Below are 14,837 nucleotides of genomic sequence, written 5' to 3'. Positions count from 1 at the left end.
GGGTTTAGCCGGCGTTCATCGACGAAATCACTCGCTGAGCTCGGTCAGGACGACGGAAAGATCGCCCGCCTCGGTGGTGACGAGGGCGCGGTAGGGGATGAAATAGCCCGGCTGCTTCAAGGGGGCGAACCACACCAGCATGCGCTCGTTCTTTTCGAGATAGGTGGTGATGTCGGAGCTGGTGTAGTGGCCCGAAATCGGGGTGTAGTGCATGGAGCACAAAACCAGCGGGCCTTGGTAGCCGGTGCGCTTACTCGTCGCCGTATCGTCCTTGATGTATTTGAGCGACAGGTTGAAGCGCTCGACGCCGGTGAAGATCGGCATCTGGCGCGAGCACAGGCTCTTGTCGAGGCCGGCGCCGCGCAGCACGAAGGGCGCCATCATGTCGGTGGCGCGGGTCAGGTCTTTGCGCTCGATCGGGATGCGGTCGATCGTGTTGACGATCGGCGGGGCAACCTTGAACGTATCGACGGTGCCATTGGCATAGGTGACGGCCGAGGTGAACTCGTCGCCCTGGGCGCGGGTCAGGAGGTCGAATTTCTGCGCCGTGAGGCCGGACGGGCTCGAGACGCCCGACGAGGTAGCGCGGGCCGAGCCGCTGGCGACGAACTGGGCGAGGCCGGCAATGCGGGCATCGAGCTGCAGGGTGTACTTGCTGCCGGTATCGGCAAACAGGATCGACACCACGGCGATCTGGGTGCCGCCCATGGTAACGGTATATTCGGCGCGGCTGCGGGCTTCCTCGGCCACAGCCGCGGGCGCGCACAGGGCAAGACCCAGCGCGGCAAGGCTCAGGAGACGACGGAAACCGGCACGCAGCAACGGGACCTCCGGCCTTGCGGCACGAATCAGCGAGGTGTCCAAATTGCCGTCCGGGTGCCGGGCTGGCAAGGCAGGAGACGTTCACAAGCTTGACGGGAGAGGCGTCCTTCTCTATGGGAAGCGCGCAATCAAGAACAGACTAAAGCCCGTTGCGTTGGGATTGTCCCACGCCCAGGGAAACATTGACAGGATTTGATGACATGGCTCGTCGCTGTGAACTGACCGGCAAGGGCGTGATGGTGGGCAACAATGTGAGCCATGCGCTCAACCGTACCCGTCGCCGCTTCCTCCCCAACCTCATCAACGTGACGCTGCTGTCCGACGCGCTGGGGCGCGGCGTCAAGCTGCGCATCTCGGCGAACGCGCTGCGTTCGGTCGAGCACCGTGGCGGCCTCGACGCCTTCCTGCTGAAGGCCTCCGAGGATGAGCTGAGCGTGCGCGCTGCCGCGCTGCGCAAGGAAATCCGCGCCGCGCTCGCCGCGACCGCGTAAGCCAGCCGGCATAGAGTTTCAGCCGCGCGCCCCTCGGGCGCGCGGTTTTGTTTTGGGGGCAGAATCTTCCTCCACCCACCGGGTCATCCCCGTGAAAGCGGGGATCTCCGCTTAGGTCGCGAACAGAGATTCCCGCTTTCGCGGGAATGACATCGCGACTAGAACGGCTCTCGTGCTCGATCGCCAAGGTGGTTGAGCCATCGAACAACACCCGCCCCGGTCTGATGCCGGCCAGCGGCTCATAGAGGTGCAGATATGCTCGCTCGCTTCGTCGCGGCCATTGCCGCGATGGTCGTGGTCGTTACCGCGTCCAATATTCTCGTGCTCTATCCGGTCGAGGCGCAACTCGGCCCGATCAACCTCAGGGACCTGCTCACCTGGGGCGCCTTCACCTATCCCTTCGCCTTCCTCATCACCGACCTCACCAATCGCTATGACGGCGCCAACCGGGCGCGGCTGGTGGTGGTGGTCGGCTTTGCCGTGGCCGTGCTGCTGTCGTTCTACCTGAGCTTCAACCCGCTGCCGTGGAACTCCGGCGGCGCCGCGGCGACCACGGCGCGTATCGCCACCGCGTCGGTGACGGCCTTCCTCGTCGGCCAGCTGCTCGACATCTCGGTGTTTTCGCGGTTGCGGGCCAGCCGCAACTGGTTCCTGCCGCCGCTCGCCGGCTCGCTGCTCGGGTCGTTGCTCGATACTGCGATCTTTTTCACCATCGCCTTTGCGCCGGCCTTCGGCTTCGTCGACGGCATCTATGGCGCGCAGGATGGTTCGCTCGGGTTCCCGGCGCCGTTCCTCAGCCTCGGGCCGGAAGTGCCGCTGTGGTTCTCGCTGGCGACCGGCGATTTCCTGGTGAAGTTCCTCGCCGCGCTGCTGCTGCTCGCGCCATACCGCGCGCTGATGGGCAAGCTGATGCCGCTGCCGCCGATCGGGGCGCGCGCATAGAGCGCTTCACGATCAGACTGAGGCAGCGCCCCATTTGCGATGTCATTCCCGCGAAGGCGGGACCCAGTCGGGGCACCGAGCGTGCGGTCACTGGATCCCCGCCTTCGCGGGGATGACGCCGGAGTTTGTGGGGCGCCTCGAATGTGAAACGCTCTAGAGCTGCCTGCTCAGGTGCTCGTGGACGATCCACCAGCGATCGTCCACGCGCCTCAGCACGGTGGTGCCGCGGCCTGAGCCGGACATGGCCTCGCCATTCTGCGTGGCGGTCCAGTTGAAGCGATAGGTACAGGCGGCGGCGCTGTCGCCCTCGGCGACCCAGTCATGCTGGTCGAGCCAGTAGTGCTCGTCCTTGCCCATCATCTGCCAGGTCGCCTCGAAGGCGGCGCGGATGGCGGCGATGCCGGTATGGGTGCCGCTGGTGAACCAGAAGGTCGCGTCGGGCGCGATCAGGCCGGTGAGCTGGTCGAAATCCTGGAGGTTGATCCGGTCGGCGTAGGCGGCAAGCACGTCGCGAGCGGTCATTGGTTACTCCAGGCTGAACTCCAGCAGCAGGTTGCGTTCCCAGTCGTTGAAGTTGTTGTCGGAAACGATGGTGATGCGGGTCGAGCCGTCGGGCGCGGTGTGGACCGCGAGGGCTTCCATGTTGTCGATGTCGCCGCCCGAGGTTTCGAGCAGCACTTCGCCGCGCATATGGGCGCCCGGCCTGACATCGGCGGCGGGGACGCGGACAAGGCGCATCTTGAAGGCGAACAGCGAAATGCCGCGCTCGAGCACCAGGAGGTCGCCATTGGGCAGGAAGGCGCAATCGGTCGGGTTGGTGCCGGCCCCGGACATGTAGCCCAATGGGCCGCGATCGTTGACACCGAGCAGGTAGGCCGAGTGCTGGCCGTCATCGTCGATGATGCCCTCGGTGAGCAGCAGGGTCGAGCCGGCGATAGGCGAGGCGGCGGGGGCGATGCAGACGGCCTCGAGCGTCTCGTTGGTGCGGGTGTCGGTCAGCCAGTCGGGGATGTTGACCTCGCGGGCCGCGCCGGAGGGCTTGCCGTCGGCGAGGGCGAAATCGGCAACTCGTGTCAGGTTCTCGAAGCCGACGCGGACAGCGGCCGGCTGGCCGTCGCGGATGATGACCGCCAGCGCCTCGGCGTCGCGGGTATAGGCGCGCGGCAGCTCGGTGCCCTTGGAATTCTGGATCGGCTCGATCTCGACGCCGATCAGGCCGACAGGGCGCAACGCCTCGTCGTAGAGCAGGCGGCCGGAGACGAAGTTGCCGCGGTCCGAGACCATGACCAGCTTGTTGTCGGGACCGGTGAAGCCGAGGCCGGAGAGCCCGCCAAAGGTGTCGGACTGGCTCTGCATCTCGATGCCGCCGCGCCAGACGAGACCCTGTACGCGCTCGCCGATACCGGCGCCGCCGAAGGTCGAGATCGGTACGGCGGTGATCGTCTGTTCCTCGGCGCTTGCACCGATGATTGCGCCACCGAGCAGGGCTGCTCCGGCGCTGAGGACGAAGATGACGGCGGCGGCGAGGCGCTGGGCGCGCCGCGCCATCATCCGTAACGGCTCCGGCGGGCGCTGCCGGCTGCCTCCTCGTCGAACAGGGCGGCGAGCTCGTCGGTGAGCGCGCCGGCCAGTTCTTCGGCGTCGAGCAGGGTGACGGCGCGGCGGTAGTAGCGCGTCACGTCGTGGCCGATGCCGACAGCAACCAGCTGCACAGAGGAGCGGGTCTCGATCTCTTCGATGACCTGGCGCAAGTGGGCCTCGAGATAGTTGCCGGCATTCACGCTCTGGGTCGAATCATCGACCGGCGCACCGTCGGAAATCACCATCAGGATGCGGCGATTTTCGGTCCGGCCAAGCAGGCGCTTGTGAGCCCATTGCAGGGCCTCGCCGTCGATATTCTCCTTGAGCAGGCCTTCGCGCATCATCAGGCCGAGATTTCGCCGGGCGTGGCGCCAAGGCTCGTCGGCGGCCTTGTAGATGATGTGGCGGATGTCGTTGACGCGGCCGGGATTGGGTGGACGTCCCGCCTCGAGCCAGGCTTCGCGCGACTTGCCGCCCTTCCAGGCGCGGGTGGTGAAGCCGAGAATCTCGACCTTCACGCCGCAGCGCTCGAGGGTGCGGGCGAGGATGTCGCCGCAGATCGCCGCGATGGTGATGGGGCGACCGCGCATCGAGCCGGAATTGTCGAGCAGCAGCGTCACCACGGTATCGCGGAAATCGGTGTCGCGCTCGACCTTGAAGCTCAGCGCCTGCAGCGGATCGGTGACCACGCGGGTGAGGCGCGCCGTATCGAGCAGGCCTTCCTCGAGGTCGAAATCCCAGCTGCGGTTCTGTTGCGCCATCAGGCGGCGCTGCAGCTTGTTGGCCAGCCGGGCCACGGCACCGGCGAGATGTTCGAGCTGCTTGTCGAGCAGGGCGCGCAACTGGTCGAGCTCCTCGGGCGGGCACAGGTCCTGGGCCCGGACGATCTCGTCGAACTTCTGGGTGAACACCTTGTAGGTGAAGACGTTCTGGAATTCCCTGGCGTTGGCGCCGGGCGGGGGCGGATTGGGCTGGTCCTCGCCGGATTCCGACGACTCGTCGTCATCGGCATCGGTGAAGTCCATCTCGGCGCCATCGACCTCGCCTTCCTCCTCGGACTGGCCGGGGGTCTGGTCCTCGTCGGCCTCGGCGTCCTCGCTCTCGCCTTCGCCCTGCTCGGGCGTCTTCTCGTCGTCCTGGCCGCGCTCGTTCTGGTCGTCGTCGCCGTCCTCGCTGTCGTCGCTCTCGCCGTCATCGAGGTCGCTGTCGGGCACGAGGCTGAGGTCGCGCAGCAGTTGGCGGGTGGCGCGGCTGAACAGTTCCTGGTCCTCGAAGCGGTTGAGCAGCGTGGTCAGCGAAGTGCCGGCCTTCTGCTCGATCTCCTTGCGCCACAAGTCGACCAGCGCGTGGCCCGAGGGCGGCACCGGGATGCCGGCGACGCGCTCGCGCAGGATCAGACCCAGCGCCTCGGCCAGCGGAGCGTCGGCCTTGTCGGAGATTTCGGCGAAGTTCTGCCGGTAGAGCCGGTCTTCCAGCATCTCGTGGATATTGCCGCCCATGCCGGGCATGCGCACGGCGCCCAGCGCCTCGACGCGGGCCTGCTCGAGCGCATCATAGGCGGCGCGGGCCTCCGGCTCGGCGGGCGCGCGTTTGCGGTGCGTCTCCGGATCGTGGCTGGCAAGCCGCATGGCCATGGCGTCGCCCTGGCCGCGGGCAATGGCGATGTCGCGCAGGGTGGGCAGGCGCGGCAGGTTGGCGAGCCGGGCCTTGTCGGAGGTGAGGATGGGCCGGTCGGCCGAAAAGCTCACCTCGAGCTCGCGCTTGTTGCCGATAGCGCGCACCGCCGCGCCCAAGGCCGTCTTGAACGGCTGGGTGGTGTCGGGCTTGTTCGGCTTGCTACTATTGCGCGGCGGCAGGGCCATCAGAGAACTCGATCGGCGTTATTTGCGGCAGGTTTGATGAGAGAAACGAGCAGGAACATCGGCCGGGTGAGCTCGGTATCGCGCCACTCGGGGTGGGCGGCGAACTGGGCTTCGGACGGGGTCCACTCGTTGACCGCGACATAGGCAAAGCCGAGGTCGCAGAGGATGTTGAGCATGGTGCCGAGGGTGCGGTGATACTTGATCACCCCATCGACGATCCAGTTGGTGACGCGCCTGCCCTCGACGCCGTAGTCGGCGATGGCGAAGGCCTGCCGGCCATCGGCGGCCGTGACCCATTCGGGTTCGGCGCGGGCGGCATAGATCGGGTGCTCGACCGAAAAGACGAGGCGCCCGCCGGGTACCAGAGCGTCGTGGATGACGCGGCCGATGCGGGCGAAATCTTCCACATAGTGCAGCGCCATCGAGCTGACGACGAGCTCGGCACTGGCTGGCGCGAGGGTCAGCTCGTCGAGATTGGCGCGAGCGTAGGTGACGGCCGGCGACTTCGTCTCAGTGGCGGCGCGGGCGAGCATCTTCTCGCTGAGATCGACGCCCAGAACGGAAGCGGCGCCTTCGGCGGCGAGCCAGCGGCTCAGCTGGCCGAAGCCGCAGCCCAGATCGACGACGCGCTTCCCCGCGATCGCGGGCAACAGGGCACGGAATGCGGGCCATTCACTGGTCGCATCCAGCCCGTCACGCGAACGGGGAAACTCGCTGTAGCCGGCGAGAAACCGGTCGTCGTCGTAGATGTTCTGGGCCAATCCGGCCTCCGTCAGGCAACCACCGCCAGGTTCGCGGCGCTCTCGGGCAGGTCTTCGCCGAACACGCGCTGGTAGAACTCGGCCACCACGGGACGCTCGAGCTCGTCGCACTTGTTGAGGAAGGTCAGCCGGAAGGCAAAGCCCTGATCGCCGAAGATCTCGGTGTTCTCGGCCCAGGTGATCACCGTACGCGGGCTCATCACGGTCGACAGGTCGCCATTGATGAAGGCCTGCCGGGTCAGATCGGCGAGGCGGACCATGTTGGAGGCGGTCTTGCGCCCCTTGTCGGTGCCCGCCAGGGTTTTATTCTTGGCGAGGATGATGCCGACTTCCTTGTCGTGCGGCAGGTAGTTCAGCGTGGTGACGATCGACCAGCGGTCCATCTGGCCCTGGTTGATCTGCTGGGTGCCGTGATAGAGGCCCGAGGTATCGCCCAGACCGATGGTATTGGTCGTCGCGAACAGGCGGAAGGCCGGGTGCGGGGTGATGACACGGTTCTGGTCGAGCAGGGTCAGGCGACCCTGGGTCTCGAGCACGCGCTGGATCACGAACATCACGTCGGGGCGGCCGGCATCGTATTCGTCGAAGACGAGCGCGATGTTGTTCTGCACAGCCCAGGGCAGGATGCCGTCACGGAACTCGGTGATCTGCTTGCCGTCCTTGAGCACGATCGCGTCCTTGCCGACGAGATCGATACGCGAGACGTGCGCATCGAGGTTGACGCGGACGAGCGGCCAGTTGAGGCGCGCCGCGACCTGCTCGATGTGGGTGGACTTGCCGGTGCCGTGGTAGCCCTGCACCATCACGCGACGGTTGAAGGCAAAGCCGGCGAGAATGGCCAGCGTGGTGTTGCGGTCGAAAAGATAGTCAGGGTCGACCGGCGGCACATGCGGATCGGTTTCCGCATAGCCCATCACCACCATGTCGCTATCGATGCCAAAGGCCTCGCGGACGGAATATTGCTTGTTCGGCAGATTGGTGAATTCAGGCATCTGAGGCTCTTTACGGGAAATAGGTCAAGACGGCTGCCTTGGGGTTCGGCGCTCTATAGCAGCAACATGACAAACGGGGTAGGGCGCAAGATGGCTCAGTAACGCCCGGCGTTATTGGCCAACGCGCGGCCCTGCCGGGCTTTGCACGCGCTATCGCGCCGACTGATACCGGCATCACGAAATATCATCGGCGAGAACTACGTTCTCAGCGCCCGACGAAGCCCTTGGATTTCAGGTGGGCGTAGGCGGCGATGACGGCGCGCAGGCGGTCTTCGGAGCTCTTGTCGCCGCCATTGGCGTCGGGGTGGTGGAGCTTGACCAGCTTCTTGTAGGCGACGCGGATTTCCTCGGCCTTGACGTAGCCGGTAAAGCCCAGCGTCTCGAAGGCGCGGCGGTCGGGCTCGTGCAGCGGCTTTACCCGCTCCTGTGCCGGCTGCTTGTTCTGGTGGCGGGCATAGCGGGCGAAGACGCCGAACGGATCGTTCATGCGGCGGCCGCCAGTGCCGGGACCGGTGCGCGGATTGCCGCGCGGCATGCGCGGGCCGGGGCCGGAACCAGGCTTGGCGCCAAAGCCCCAGCTGGGGCGGCCATCGGTCTCGCGCTCGGCGTTGAGGGTGGTTTCCATCTCCTCGGGCTTCATGCCCTCGAAGAAGTTGAACACCTGATTGTAGTGGCGGACATGCTCGAGGCAGAAATGATGATACTGGCCGGCAGCCCGATTGCCCTTGGGCGCCTTGTAGTCGCCGGGCAGGTCGCACCCCTCCCAGCCGCAGACCGGGGTATCGGCCTTCGGTTCGGGTTCGGGGTGACGGTTCTTGATCCGGATACCGTCAAAATACTTGGAATCGAGCTTCATCAATCCTAGTTACGAGCCTCGTCAGGCGCTCTCGGAACGTCTCAAACTGAACCGGTATCCATATGTCCGTTCGCGATCAGATTGCAGCGAAACTTTCGCTCAAATTCACGCCAAGCCATCTTGAAGTGCTCGACGAAAGCGAAAAACATAGAGGGCACGGCGGTTATCGCGAGGGTGGAGAGACCCATTTCCGCGTTCGTATCGCTTCCCCTCACTTTGCCGGTATGACCCGCGTGGGCCAGCACCGTGCCATCATGGACACGCTCGACGCCGAACTGAAGGGCGGCGTGCATGCGCTCGCCATCGAAGTGGTGAGCCGCTAAGTCTCTGCAATCCTTTCGGGATGGCGCTGATATGGGGCGTCGGTCCCCGTCGTGCAACCCGGGCTTTGCGGCCAAAGCCGGGCAAGGCCGTGGCCGCCCGCCCCACTCTCTCCGAACTATCGCCCCAGCTTCTGCCTAGCACTTGACGGGCAGACAGACAGGGAGGGCGTCCATGTCTCGAGGAGGCAAGGCAGCGGCCGTGGTGGCCGCGCTGGCGCTTTGCGCGATCCCGGCCGGTGCCGTGGCCGCGGATAATATCGTGCAGTTGATCGTGGGCGGCGAGGCTTATGACGGGCCGCCGCGCTTCGAGGTGAGCTCGACGGCAAGCTGCTGGGCGAAGCGGCGGTCGAGGCCGCGATCGACACGGCGACCGCCGGACGGTTCGCCGATGCGGCCGACAAGGCCGACTATGTGCAGAGTTTCAGTTTCGACGTGCCCGACGACGTGTTCAAGCCGGGCGGCGAGGTGCGGGTGCGGCTGGTTAATGAAGCCTATGGCGGTGACGGCTCGAACCGCGACCGCAACCTGTTCCTCGCCGCGGTGGCCGTGAACGGTCGGGCGGTGACGGTCTCGGGGCTCTCGACGCAGGGTACCAGCGCCGACACCCGGAACGAGCTCCTGGGCGAGTTCCTGGTGCTGCGCGATGGCAATGTCGAGGGCGTGTCGCGTGCTCCTAACGGGGGTTGGCCGACACCGGGCGGTGAGGTCGCAGTCGCTGCGGCGGCGGGTACGGCTGCGACCAAGCCGCCAGCAGCCGTCACGGCGCTCAAGCTGCCTAGCACAGGTGCGCGGGTGGAGACGGCGAGCCTTGCGGCAGAGCCGGCTCCAGCCGACGGCGCATGCGACCATAGCGAGCTCTACAATGTCATCGGCTTCAACGAGAGCTCCAACGACCTGACGCCGCGGCTGATGGAGCGGCTCGACCAGATCGTCGCCGATATCGGCCCGCAGAAGTGCCGCGTGCTGGTCACCGGCTATTCGAGCAAGCAGGGCAACCACGCCACCAATGCGCTGTTCGCCATCGAGCGGGCGCAGAACGTGCTGCTCTACCTCCGGCAGGCCGGGCTGCAGTTCGAGACCGTGTCGGCGACCGGCGGCGGGGCGACCGAGCAGTTCGGGGATACGTCGTCGGAGAATCGGAGGGTGGTGATTTCGGTCGGGCCGTGAGGCGTACGGGATGCTCTCTTGATCCTCCCCTGCGTAGCGGGGGAGGGGGACCAGCGAAGCTGGTGGAGGGGGCGAGACTGGACTCGGTGCTTGTGGCCGCCCCCTCCACCGCCTTCGGCGGGCCTTTCGAGCACAGCTCTCAAGGCCTTCTCACCTAAAATCGCTCCACTGGAGCGATTTTGCCTACGGCACGGGTCGAAGCCCCTCCCCCGTGAACGGGGGAGGATAGCGGAGAAATCGAGCCTAAGCCCCGCGCATCTCTTCGAGGTACGCCCGCACTACCTCCGGATCGACGTTCTTTTCGATGAAGGCCTGGCCGATGCCGTGGGTGAGGATGAAGGTGAGGGCGCCGCGCACCACCTTCTTGTCCTGCGCGATGGCAGCCATCAGGTAGTCCGTGTCGGGCAGCTCGCCGGGAATGTCGGCGAGGCGGGTGGGGAGGCCGGCCGATTGCAGATGCTGCTGGATGCGGCCGGTGTCCTGGCTCGGGGCGAGGCCGAGCTTGGCCGAGAAACCGTGGGCCAGCACCATGCCGATGGCGACGCCTTCGCCGTGCAGCAGGCGGTCGGAATAGCCGGTGGCCTTTTCGAGCGCGTGCCCAAAGGTGTGGCCGAGATTGAGCAGGGCGCGCACGCCCGTTTCCTTCTCGTCGGCGAGCACGAACCGGGTCTTGCTGGCGCAGCAGCGGGCGACCATTTCGGCGCGCAGCGCCATGTCGCCGGCGAACAGGGCGCGGCGGTGTTCCTCGAGCCAGAAGTAGAACTCGGCGTCGTTGATCAGGCCGTATTTCACCACCTCGGCGTAACCGGCGGCGAACTCGCGCTCGGGCAGGGTGGTGAGGGTGTCGAGATCGGCCAGCACCAGTTTGGGCTGGTGGAAGGCTCCGATCAGGTTCTTGCCGTGCGGCGAGTTGATGCCGGTCTTGCCGCCGACAGAGCTATCGACCTGGGCCAGCAGCGAGGTCGGGACCTGGACGAAGTCCATGCCGCGGCGGGCGATGGACGCGGCAAAGCCGGCAAGATCGCCGATGACACCGCCGCCGAGCGCGATGACGAGGTCGCCGCGCTCGAGCCGGGCGGCGAGCAAGGCATCGACCACCTCGCCCAGCCGGGCGAAGGATTTCGTGCTTTCCCCGTTCGGCAGGACGATCTCGGTGTGGCCGATGCCGGCCTTGTCGAGCGAGGCGACGAGGCGCGGCAGCTGGGCCTTGGCCACCTCGGTGTCGGTGACGATGCCGAAACGGCGGCCGGGGAACATCGCCGCAAAGTGCGCGCCGGCGCCGTCGAGCAGGCCTTCGCCGATGACGATATCGTAGGCGCGGCCCGGCAGGGGCACGTGGACGGTGGTCGGCTCAGCCATGGTCGCGCTCCTCGCGCAGATGGTCGGCGAGGGCTTCGATCAGCTCGCTCGCCACCTGGTCCTGCGGCACATCGCGCGAGACCACGGTGATGTCGGCTTCGGCATAGATCGGGTAGCGCGCCTCGATCAGCTTCTGGAGCGTCTCGCGCGGGTTGGCGGTCTTCAGCAGCGGCCGGTTGGAGCGCCGCGATACGCGCTGGAACAGGAGGTCGAAATCGGCCTTGATCCACACCGAGAGCGCGGTCTCTTTCACCAGCGCGCGGGTCTCGGCGTTGATGAAGGCGCCGCCGCCGGTGCCGAGCACGATGCTCTCGTCCTTGAGCAGGCGGGCGATGACCTTGACCTCGCCGGCGCGGAAATCGGCCTCCCCATGGGCGGTGAAGATCTCCTCGATGGTCATGCCGGCGGCCTTTTCCACCTCCTCGTCGCTATCGACGAAACGGCGGCCGAGCTTGGCGGCAAGACGGCGGCCGACGGTGGTCTTGCCGGCGCCCATCATGCCGATGAGCACGATCGGGCGGCGGCCGAGGAGGCCCAGCAGTTCTTCGCGGCGGTCCGCATGAGAAGTCGTGCCGTCGCGTGACATGGCATCTCCCGTTCGGCCGGGTTTGACCGTTAGGGCGACATAAAGTCAATGCCTGCTATGGTCGGCAGGCTTGATCGCCCAAGCCTTGATCGCCCTTGCCAAACAAGGGACACTGCGCCCGCGTCAAAGACGGATTGCCATGCCGACCCTTATTCGCCTGATCGTCATCCTGCTGGTCCTGGTCGGCATCGGCTACGGCGCCATGTTCGGGCTCGTCATGATGGTCGAGCCGCGCGACAAGGACGTCACCATCCGCATTCCGGCGCGCAACCTGATGCCCGACGCGCAGAACCAGACCATCGTGCGGCGCGAGATCGATACGACGCGCGCTGCGCCCGCCGACGTGCCGGCCGCGACGCCCGATCCGGTTCCTGCCGAGCCAACGGCGACGATGGAAGTGACGCCCACGCCCGAGCCGGCCGGCGAGGGTGGCGAAGTGCGGACGCTGGCGCCGGGCGTCGAATGATTGGCGGCCATCTGGTCGAGTCGTTCCTCGAGATGATGGCGGCCGAGCGCGGCGCGGCCAAAAACACCATCGAGGCCTACCGGCGCGACCTCAACGCCTATTGCGACTATCTCGGCCGACGCCAGAAATCGGCGACCTCGGCCGGGCGCGAGGAAGTAACGGGCTATCTCGCCTTCCTCGAGGCGCAGGGGATCGCGACCTCCTCAAGTGCGCGAAAACTTTCGGCCATCCGGCAGTTCCACAAGTTTCTCGCCGCCGACCAGGTGCGGGGCGACGACCCGACGCGGATCGTGAGTTCGCCCAAGGCGCGGCGCGGGCTGCCCAAGGTACTGTCGTTCGCCGAGATCGACCGGCTGTTCACGGCGGCGGAAGTCGAGGTCGAACGACCTGACGCGACCGACGCGGAGCGCGCCATGGCGGGGCGGCTCTATGTGCTGCTCGAACTGCTCTATGCCACCGGCATGCGCGTGTCCGAGCTGGTGGAACTGAAGCGCGCGGCGGTGATGCGCGACGCCAGCTTCCTCACCATCCGCGGCAAGGGCAACAAGGAGCGCATCGTGCCGCTCACCGACCGGGCGCGCGATGCGGTGAAGGCGTATCTCGGCCGGGTCGAGCCGGGGGTGTGGCTGTTTCCGGCCGGCGGCGAGACGGGGCATCTGAGCCGCCAGGTGTTCGCGCGCGAGCTCAAGGGGCTGGCGGCGCGCGCCGGAATCGGCGCGGCGCGGGTCTCGCCGCACGTGCTGCGGCATGCGTTCGCCAGCCATTTGCTGGCGGGCGGGGCGGACCTGCGGGTGGTGCAGACGCTGCTCGGGCACTCGGATATTTCGACGACGCAGATCTACACGCATGTGCTGGACGAGCGGCTGCGCGATCTGGTGCAGAGCCATCATCCGCTGGCGGAGGAATAGGGCTCAGGCTCCAATAGCGTCAGGCATATTGCCCTGGGACACCCCCCACCCTGTCCCTCCCCCGCAAGGGGGGAGGTGACCTGCGCTCGCAAGTCGTCGTCCAACGTGCACCGGGGTCGGTGGAGGGGTCTCCCTCCCCCTTGCGGGGAGGGGACAGGGGTGGGGGTGTTCTTCCCGCTCGATGGGGGTGGTTCAGGCCTTGTCCCGCTGCGCCAGGTCGTCCATGCGTTCGAGCAGCTGGTCCAGCTGGCGCAGCACGTCGCCCATCAGCATCGGTTTTTGCTCCGGGGCCGGCGCCGGGTCGGCCCAGCGCGCGCGCAGGTCGGCGATGCGGGCCTTGCGGCGGCGGCGGGCCAGCTTGGCTTCCACCAGGGTATGCCGCATCGCGTCGTTCGCCATGTCGAGCACGAAGAGTTCTTCGCAGTCGGGGCACCAGGCCTTGCCGCCGGGGCGAACGAGCTTGGCATTTTCCAGGAACTGGCCCCGGCAGTGGGGGCAGGCAACGTTGACCAGCGCGTATGCGGACATGGGTGGACGTAGAGCCTGGGTAGAAATCGACCGTGATATGCTTGTCACCCAAGCGTCATGCATTGGTTAACGCGGCGCGACGCGCCAATGCTTCACCACAGCTTTCCCCGGCGCTTGACTCATCCCCCCGCCATCGCCACTTTCCGGCCACTTTGGGGCGCGAGGTGACGCGCCCCTATCCTAGATTTACGTGGTCGCGCTTCGCCGTGAGCGCCCTAACTGGCGGGTTGGATGCAGTCCTATCTCGATTTCGAAAAGCCGGTCGCCGATCTTGAAGGCAAGATCGCCGAGCTCAAATCCCTCGCCACGTCCGACCAGGCCGTGTCCATCGACGAGGAAGTGGGCCGGCTGAGCGCCCGGGCCGACGAGGCGCTGATCGAGATCTACAAGAAGCTCACGCCGTGGCAGAAGACGCAGGTGGCGCGCCATCCGCAGCGCCCGCATTTCTCCGACTATATCGCCGGGCTGATCAGCGAGTGGACGCCGCTCGCCGGCGATCGCAAGTTCGCCGAGGATTCGGCGCTGCAGGCCGGCTTCGGCCGCTTCAACGGCCAGCCGGTCGCCATCCTGGGGCAGGAGAAGGGCTCCAACACCGAGAGCCGGCTCAAGCATAATTTCGGCATGGCGCGACCCGAGGGCTATCGCAAGGCCGTGCGCATCATGGACATGGCCGATCGCTTCGAGATCCCGGTCATCTCCTTCGTCGATACGGCCGGCGCCTATCCGGGCATCGGCGCCGAGGAACGTGGGCAGGCCGAGGCGATCGCGCGCTCGACCGAGCGCTGCCTCGACCTGGGCGTGCCGAACCTGTCGATCATCATCGGCGAGGGCGGTTCGGGCGGCGCCATCGCCATTGCCACGGCCAACCGCGTGCTGATGCTCGAAAACGCCATCTACTCGGTGATCTCGCCGGAAGCCGGCGCCTCGATCTTGTGGCGCGATGCGGCCAAGGCGCAGGATGCGGCCAACAACATGAAGATCACCGCGACGGACCTGCTGTCGCTCGGCGTGATCGACGGAATCATTCCCGAGCCGGCCGGCGGCGCACACCGGCATCACGCAGAGGTGATGAATTCCGCCTCGCGCGCTATCACGCAGTTCCTCACCGATTTCCCCGGCAATCGCGGCCGGCTGGAGATCAGGGAACACAGGCGCGACAAATTCCTCGCCATTGGCAGCAATTTGAGTTGATC

At 66.5% G+C, this 14,837-nt stretch carries 17 protein-coding genes; 7 read left to right on the top strand and 10 right to left on the bottom strand.

The features are described from left to right. Window positions 1-27: 27 nt before the first annotated feature. Window positions 28-822 (bottom strand): DUF3108 domain-containing protein, encoded by a 795-nt coding sequence (locus tag AC3A6I_RS16560; RefSeq protein ID WP_487544865.1) that lies wholly within the window; start codon window positions 820-822, stop codon window positions 28-30. 200 nt (window positions 823-1,022) lie between these two features. Here AC3A6I_RS16560 and rpmB point away from each other — a divergent pair, with 200 nt between their 5' ends. Both rpmB and AC3A6I_RS16550 read left to right on the top strand, forming a co-directional pair. After that, on the top strand, window positions 1,023-1,313 hold the full coding sequence (gene rpmB, locus AC3A6I_RS16555; RefSeq protein ID WP_487544863.1) for a 50S ribosomal protein L28: 291 nt from the start codon (window positions 1,023-1,025) through the stop codon (window positions 1,311-1,313). 255 nt (window positions 1,314-1,568) lie between these two features. Then, window positions 1,569-2,255 carry a queuosine precursor transporter gene (locus AC3A6I_RS16550; protein WP_487544862.1) on the top strand — a complete coding sequence of 229 codons (687 nt, stop codon included), beginning with the start codon at window positions 1,569-1,571 and terminating at the stop codon, window positions 2,253-2,255. A 153-nt stretch (window positions 2,256-2,408) separates the two neighbouring features. Here the strand turns inward: AC3A6I_RS16550 and AC3A6I_RS16545 are convergent, their stop codons facing one another. The 6 genes from AC3A6I_RS16545 to AC3A6I_RS16520 all read right to left on the bottom strand — a co-directional run bounded on the left by AC3A6I_RS16545 (window position 2,409) and on the right by AC3A6I_RS16520 (window position 8,307). Then, window positions 2,409-2,777 (bottom strand): YybH family protein, encoded by a 369-nt coding sequence (locus AC3A6I_RS16545; RefSeq protein WP_487544861.1) that lies wholly within the window; start codon window positions 2,775-2,777, stop codon window positions 2,409-2,411. A 3-nt stretch (window positions 2,778-2,780) separates the two neighbouring features. Continuing rightward, entirely contained in the window at window positions 2,781-3,803 is a 1,023-nt protein-coding gene (locus AC3A6I_RS16540) for an esterase-like activity of phytase family protein (protein WP_487544860.1), read from the bottom strand. Beyond that, the gene (cobT, locus tag AC3A6I_RS16535) at window positions 3,803-5,698 is read right to left on the bottom strand and encodes a cobaltochelatase subunit CobT (RefSeq protein WP_487544859.1); all 1,896 of its coding nucleotides are present in this window, start codon (window positions 5,696-5,698) and stop codon (window positions 3,803-3,805) included. The genes AC3A6I_RS16540 and cobT overlap by 1 nt, the downstream gene beginning before the upstream one ends. Further along, window positions 5,698-6,459, bottom strand: coding sequence for a class I SAM-dependent methyltransferase (locus AC3A6I_RS16530; protein ID WP_487544858.1), 762 nt, complete (start codon window positions 6,457-6,459; stop codon window positions 5,698-5,700). Before AC3A6I_RS16530 ends, cobT begins: the two co-directional genes overlap by 1 nt. A gap of 11 nt (window positions 6,460-6,470) precedes the next feature. Then, a complete protein-coding gene (gene cobS / locus AC3A6I_RS16525; protein ID WP_487544856.1) occupies window positions 6,471-7,451 on the bottom strand; it encodes a cobaltochelatase subunit CobS in 981 nt (326 codons plus the stop codon). A gap of 205 nt (window positions 7,452-7,656) precedes the next feature. Continuing rightward, window positions 7,657-8,307, bottom strand: a complete 651-nt coding sequence (locus AC3A6I_RS16520; protein WP_487544855.1) for a J domain-containing protein — start codon at window positions 8,305-8,307, stop codon at window positions 7,657-7,659. A 62-nt stretch (window positions 8,308-8,369) separates the two neighbouring features. Here AC3A6I_RS16520 and AC3A6I_RS16515 point away from each other — a divergent pair, with 62 nt between their 5' ends. Together AC3A6I_RS16515 and AC3A6I_RS16510 are read left to right on the top strand one after the other, a co-directional pair. After that, on the top strand, window positions 8,370-8,630 hold the full coding sequence (locus AC3A6I_RS16515) for a BolA family protein (RefSeq protein ID WP_487544854.1): 261 nt from the start codon (window positions 8,370-8,372) through the stop codon (window positions 8,628-8,630). Between the two features lie 327 nt (window positions 8,631-8,957). Beyond that, on the top strand, window positions 8,958-9,797 hold the full coding sequence (locus AC3A6I_RS16510) for an OmpA family protein (RefSeq protein WP_487545051.1): 840 nt from the start codon (window positions 8,958-8,960) through the stop codon (window positions 9,795-9,797). A gap of 243 nt (window positions 9,798-10,040) precedes the next feature. Here AC3A6I_RS16510 and aroB read toward each other — a convergent pair whose 3' ends face one another. Beyond that, entirely contained in the window at window positions 10,041-11,156 is a 1,116-nt protein-coding gene (aroB, locus tag AC3A6I_RS16505; protein ID WP_487544853.1) for a 3-dehydroquinate synthase, read from the bottom strand. Continuing rightward, a complete protein-coding gene (locus tag AC3A6I_RS16500; RefSeq protein WP_487544852.1) occupies window positions 11,149-11,742 on the bottom strand; it encodes a shikimate kinase in 594 nt (197 codons plus the stop codon). Before AC3A6I_RS16500 ends, aroB begins: the two co-directional genes overlap by 8 nt. Window positions 11,743-11,881: 139 nt before the next feature. Here AC3A6I_RS16500 and AC3A6I_RS16495 point away from each other — a divergent pair, with 139 nt between their 5' ends. Next, the gene (locus AC3A6I_RS16495) at window positions 11,882-12,208 is read left to right on the top strand and encodes a hypothetical protein (protein WP_487544851.1); all 327 of its coding nucleotides are present in this window, start codon (window positions 11,882-11,884) and stop codon (window positions 12,206-12,208) included. Continuing rightward, on the top strand, window positions 12,205-13,116 hold the full coding sequence (locus tag AC3A6I_RS16490) for a site-specific tyrosine recombinase XerD (RefSeq protein WP_487544849.1): 912 nt from the start codon (window positions 12,205-12,207) through the stop codon (window positions 13,114-13,116). Before AC3A6I_RS16495 ends, AC3A6I_RS16490 begins: the two co-directional genes overlap by 4 nt. A gap of 192 nt (window positions 13,117-13,308) precedes the next feature. On the opposite strand, the gene AC3A6I_RS16485 is transcribed toward AC3A6I_RS16490, so the two are convergent. After that, complete coding sequence (locus tag AC3A6I_RS16485) at window positions 13,309-13,644, bottom strand: hypothetical protein (protein WP_487544847.1); 336 nt, start codon at window positions 13,642-13,644, stop codon at window positions 13,309-13,311. Window positions 13,645-13,875: 231 nt separating this feature from the next. On the opposite strand from AC3A6I_RS16485, the gene AC3A6I_RS16480 reads away from it, so the two are divergent. Beyond that, a complete protein-coding gene (locus AC3A6I_RS16480) occupies window positions 13,876-14,835 on the top strand; it encodes an acetyl-CoA carboxylase carboxyltransferase subunit alpha (RefSeq protein WP_487544846.1) in 960 nt (319 codons plus the stop codon). Window positions 14,836-14,837 lie beyond the last annotated feature (2 nt).

Source organism: Devosia sp. Soil_C_22 (assembly GCF_057657195.1).
The sequence above is the reverse complement of the archived record's forward strand: the minus strand, read 5'-3'. Positions and strand labels throughout refer to the sequence as shown.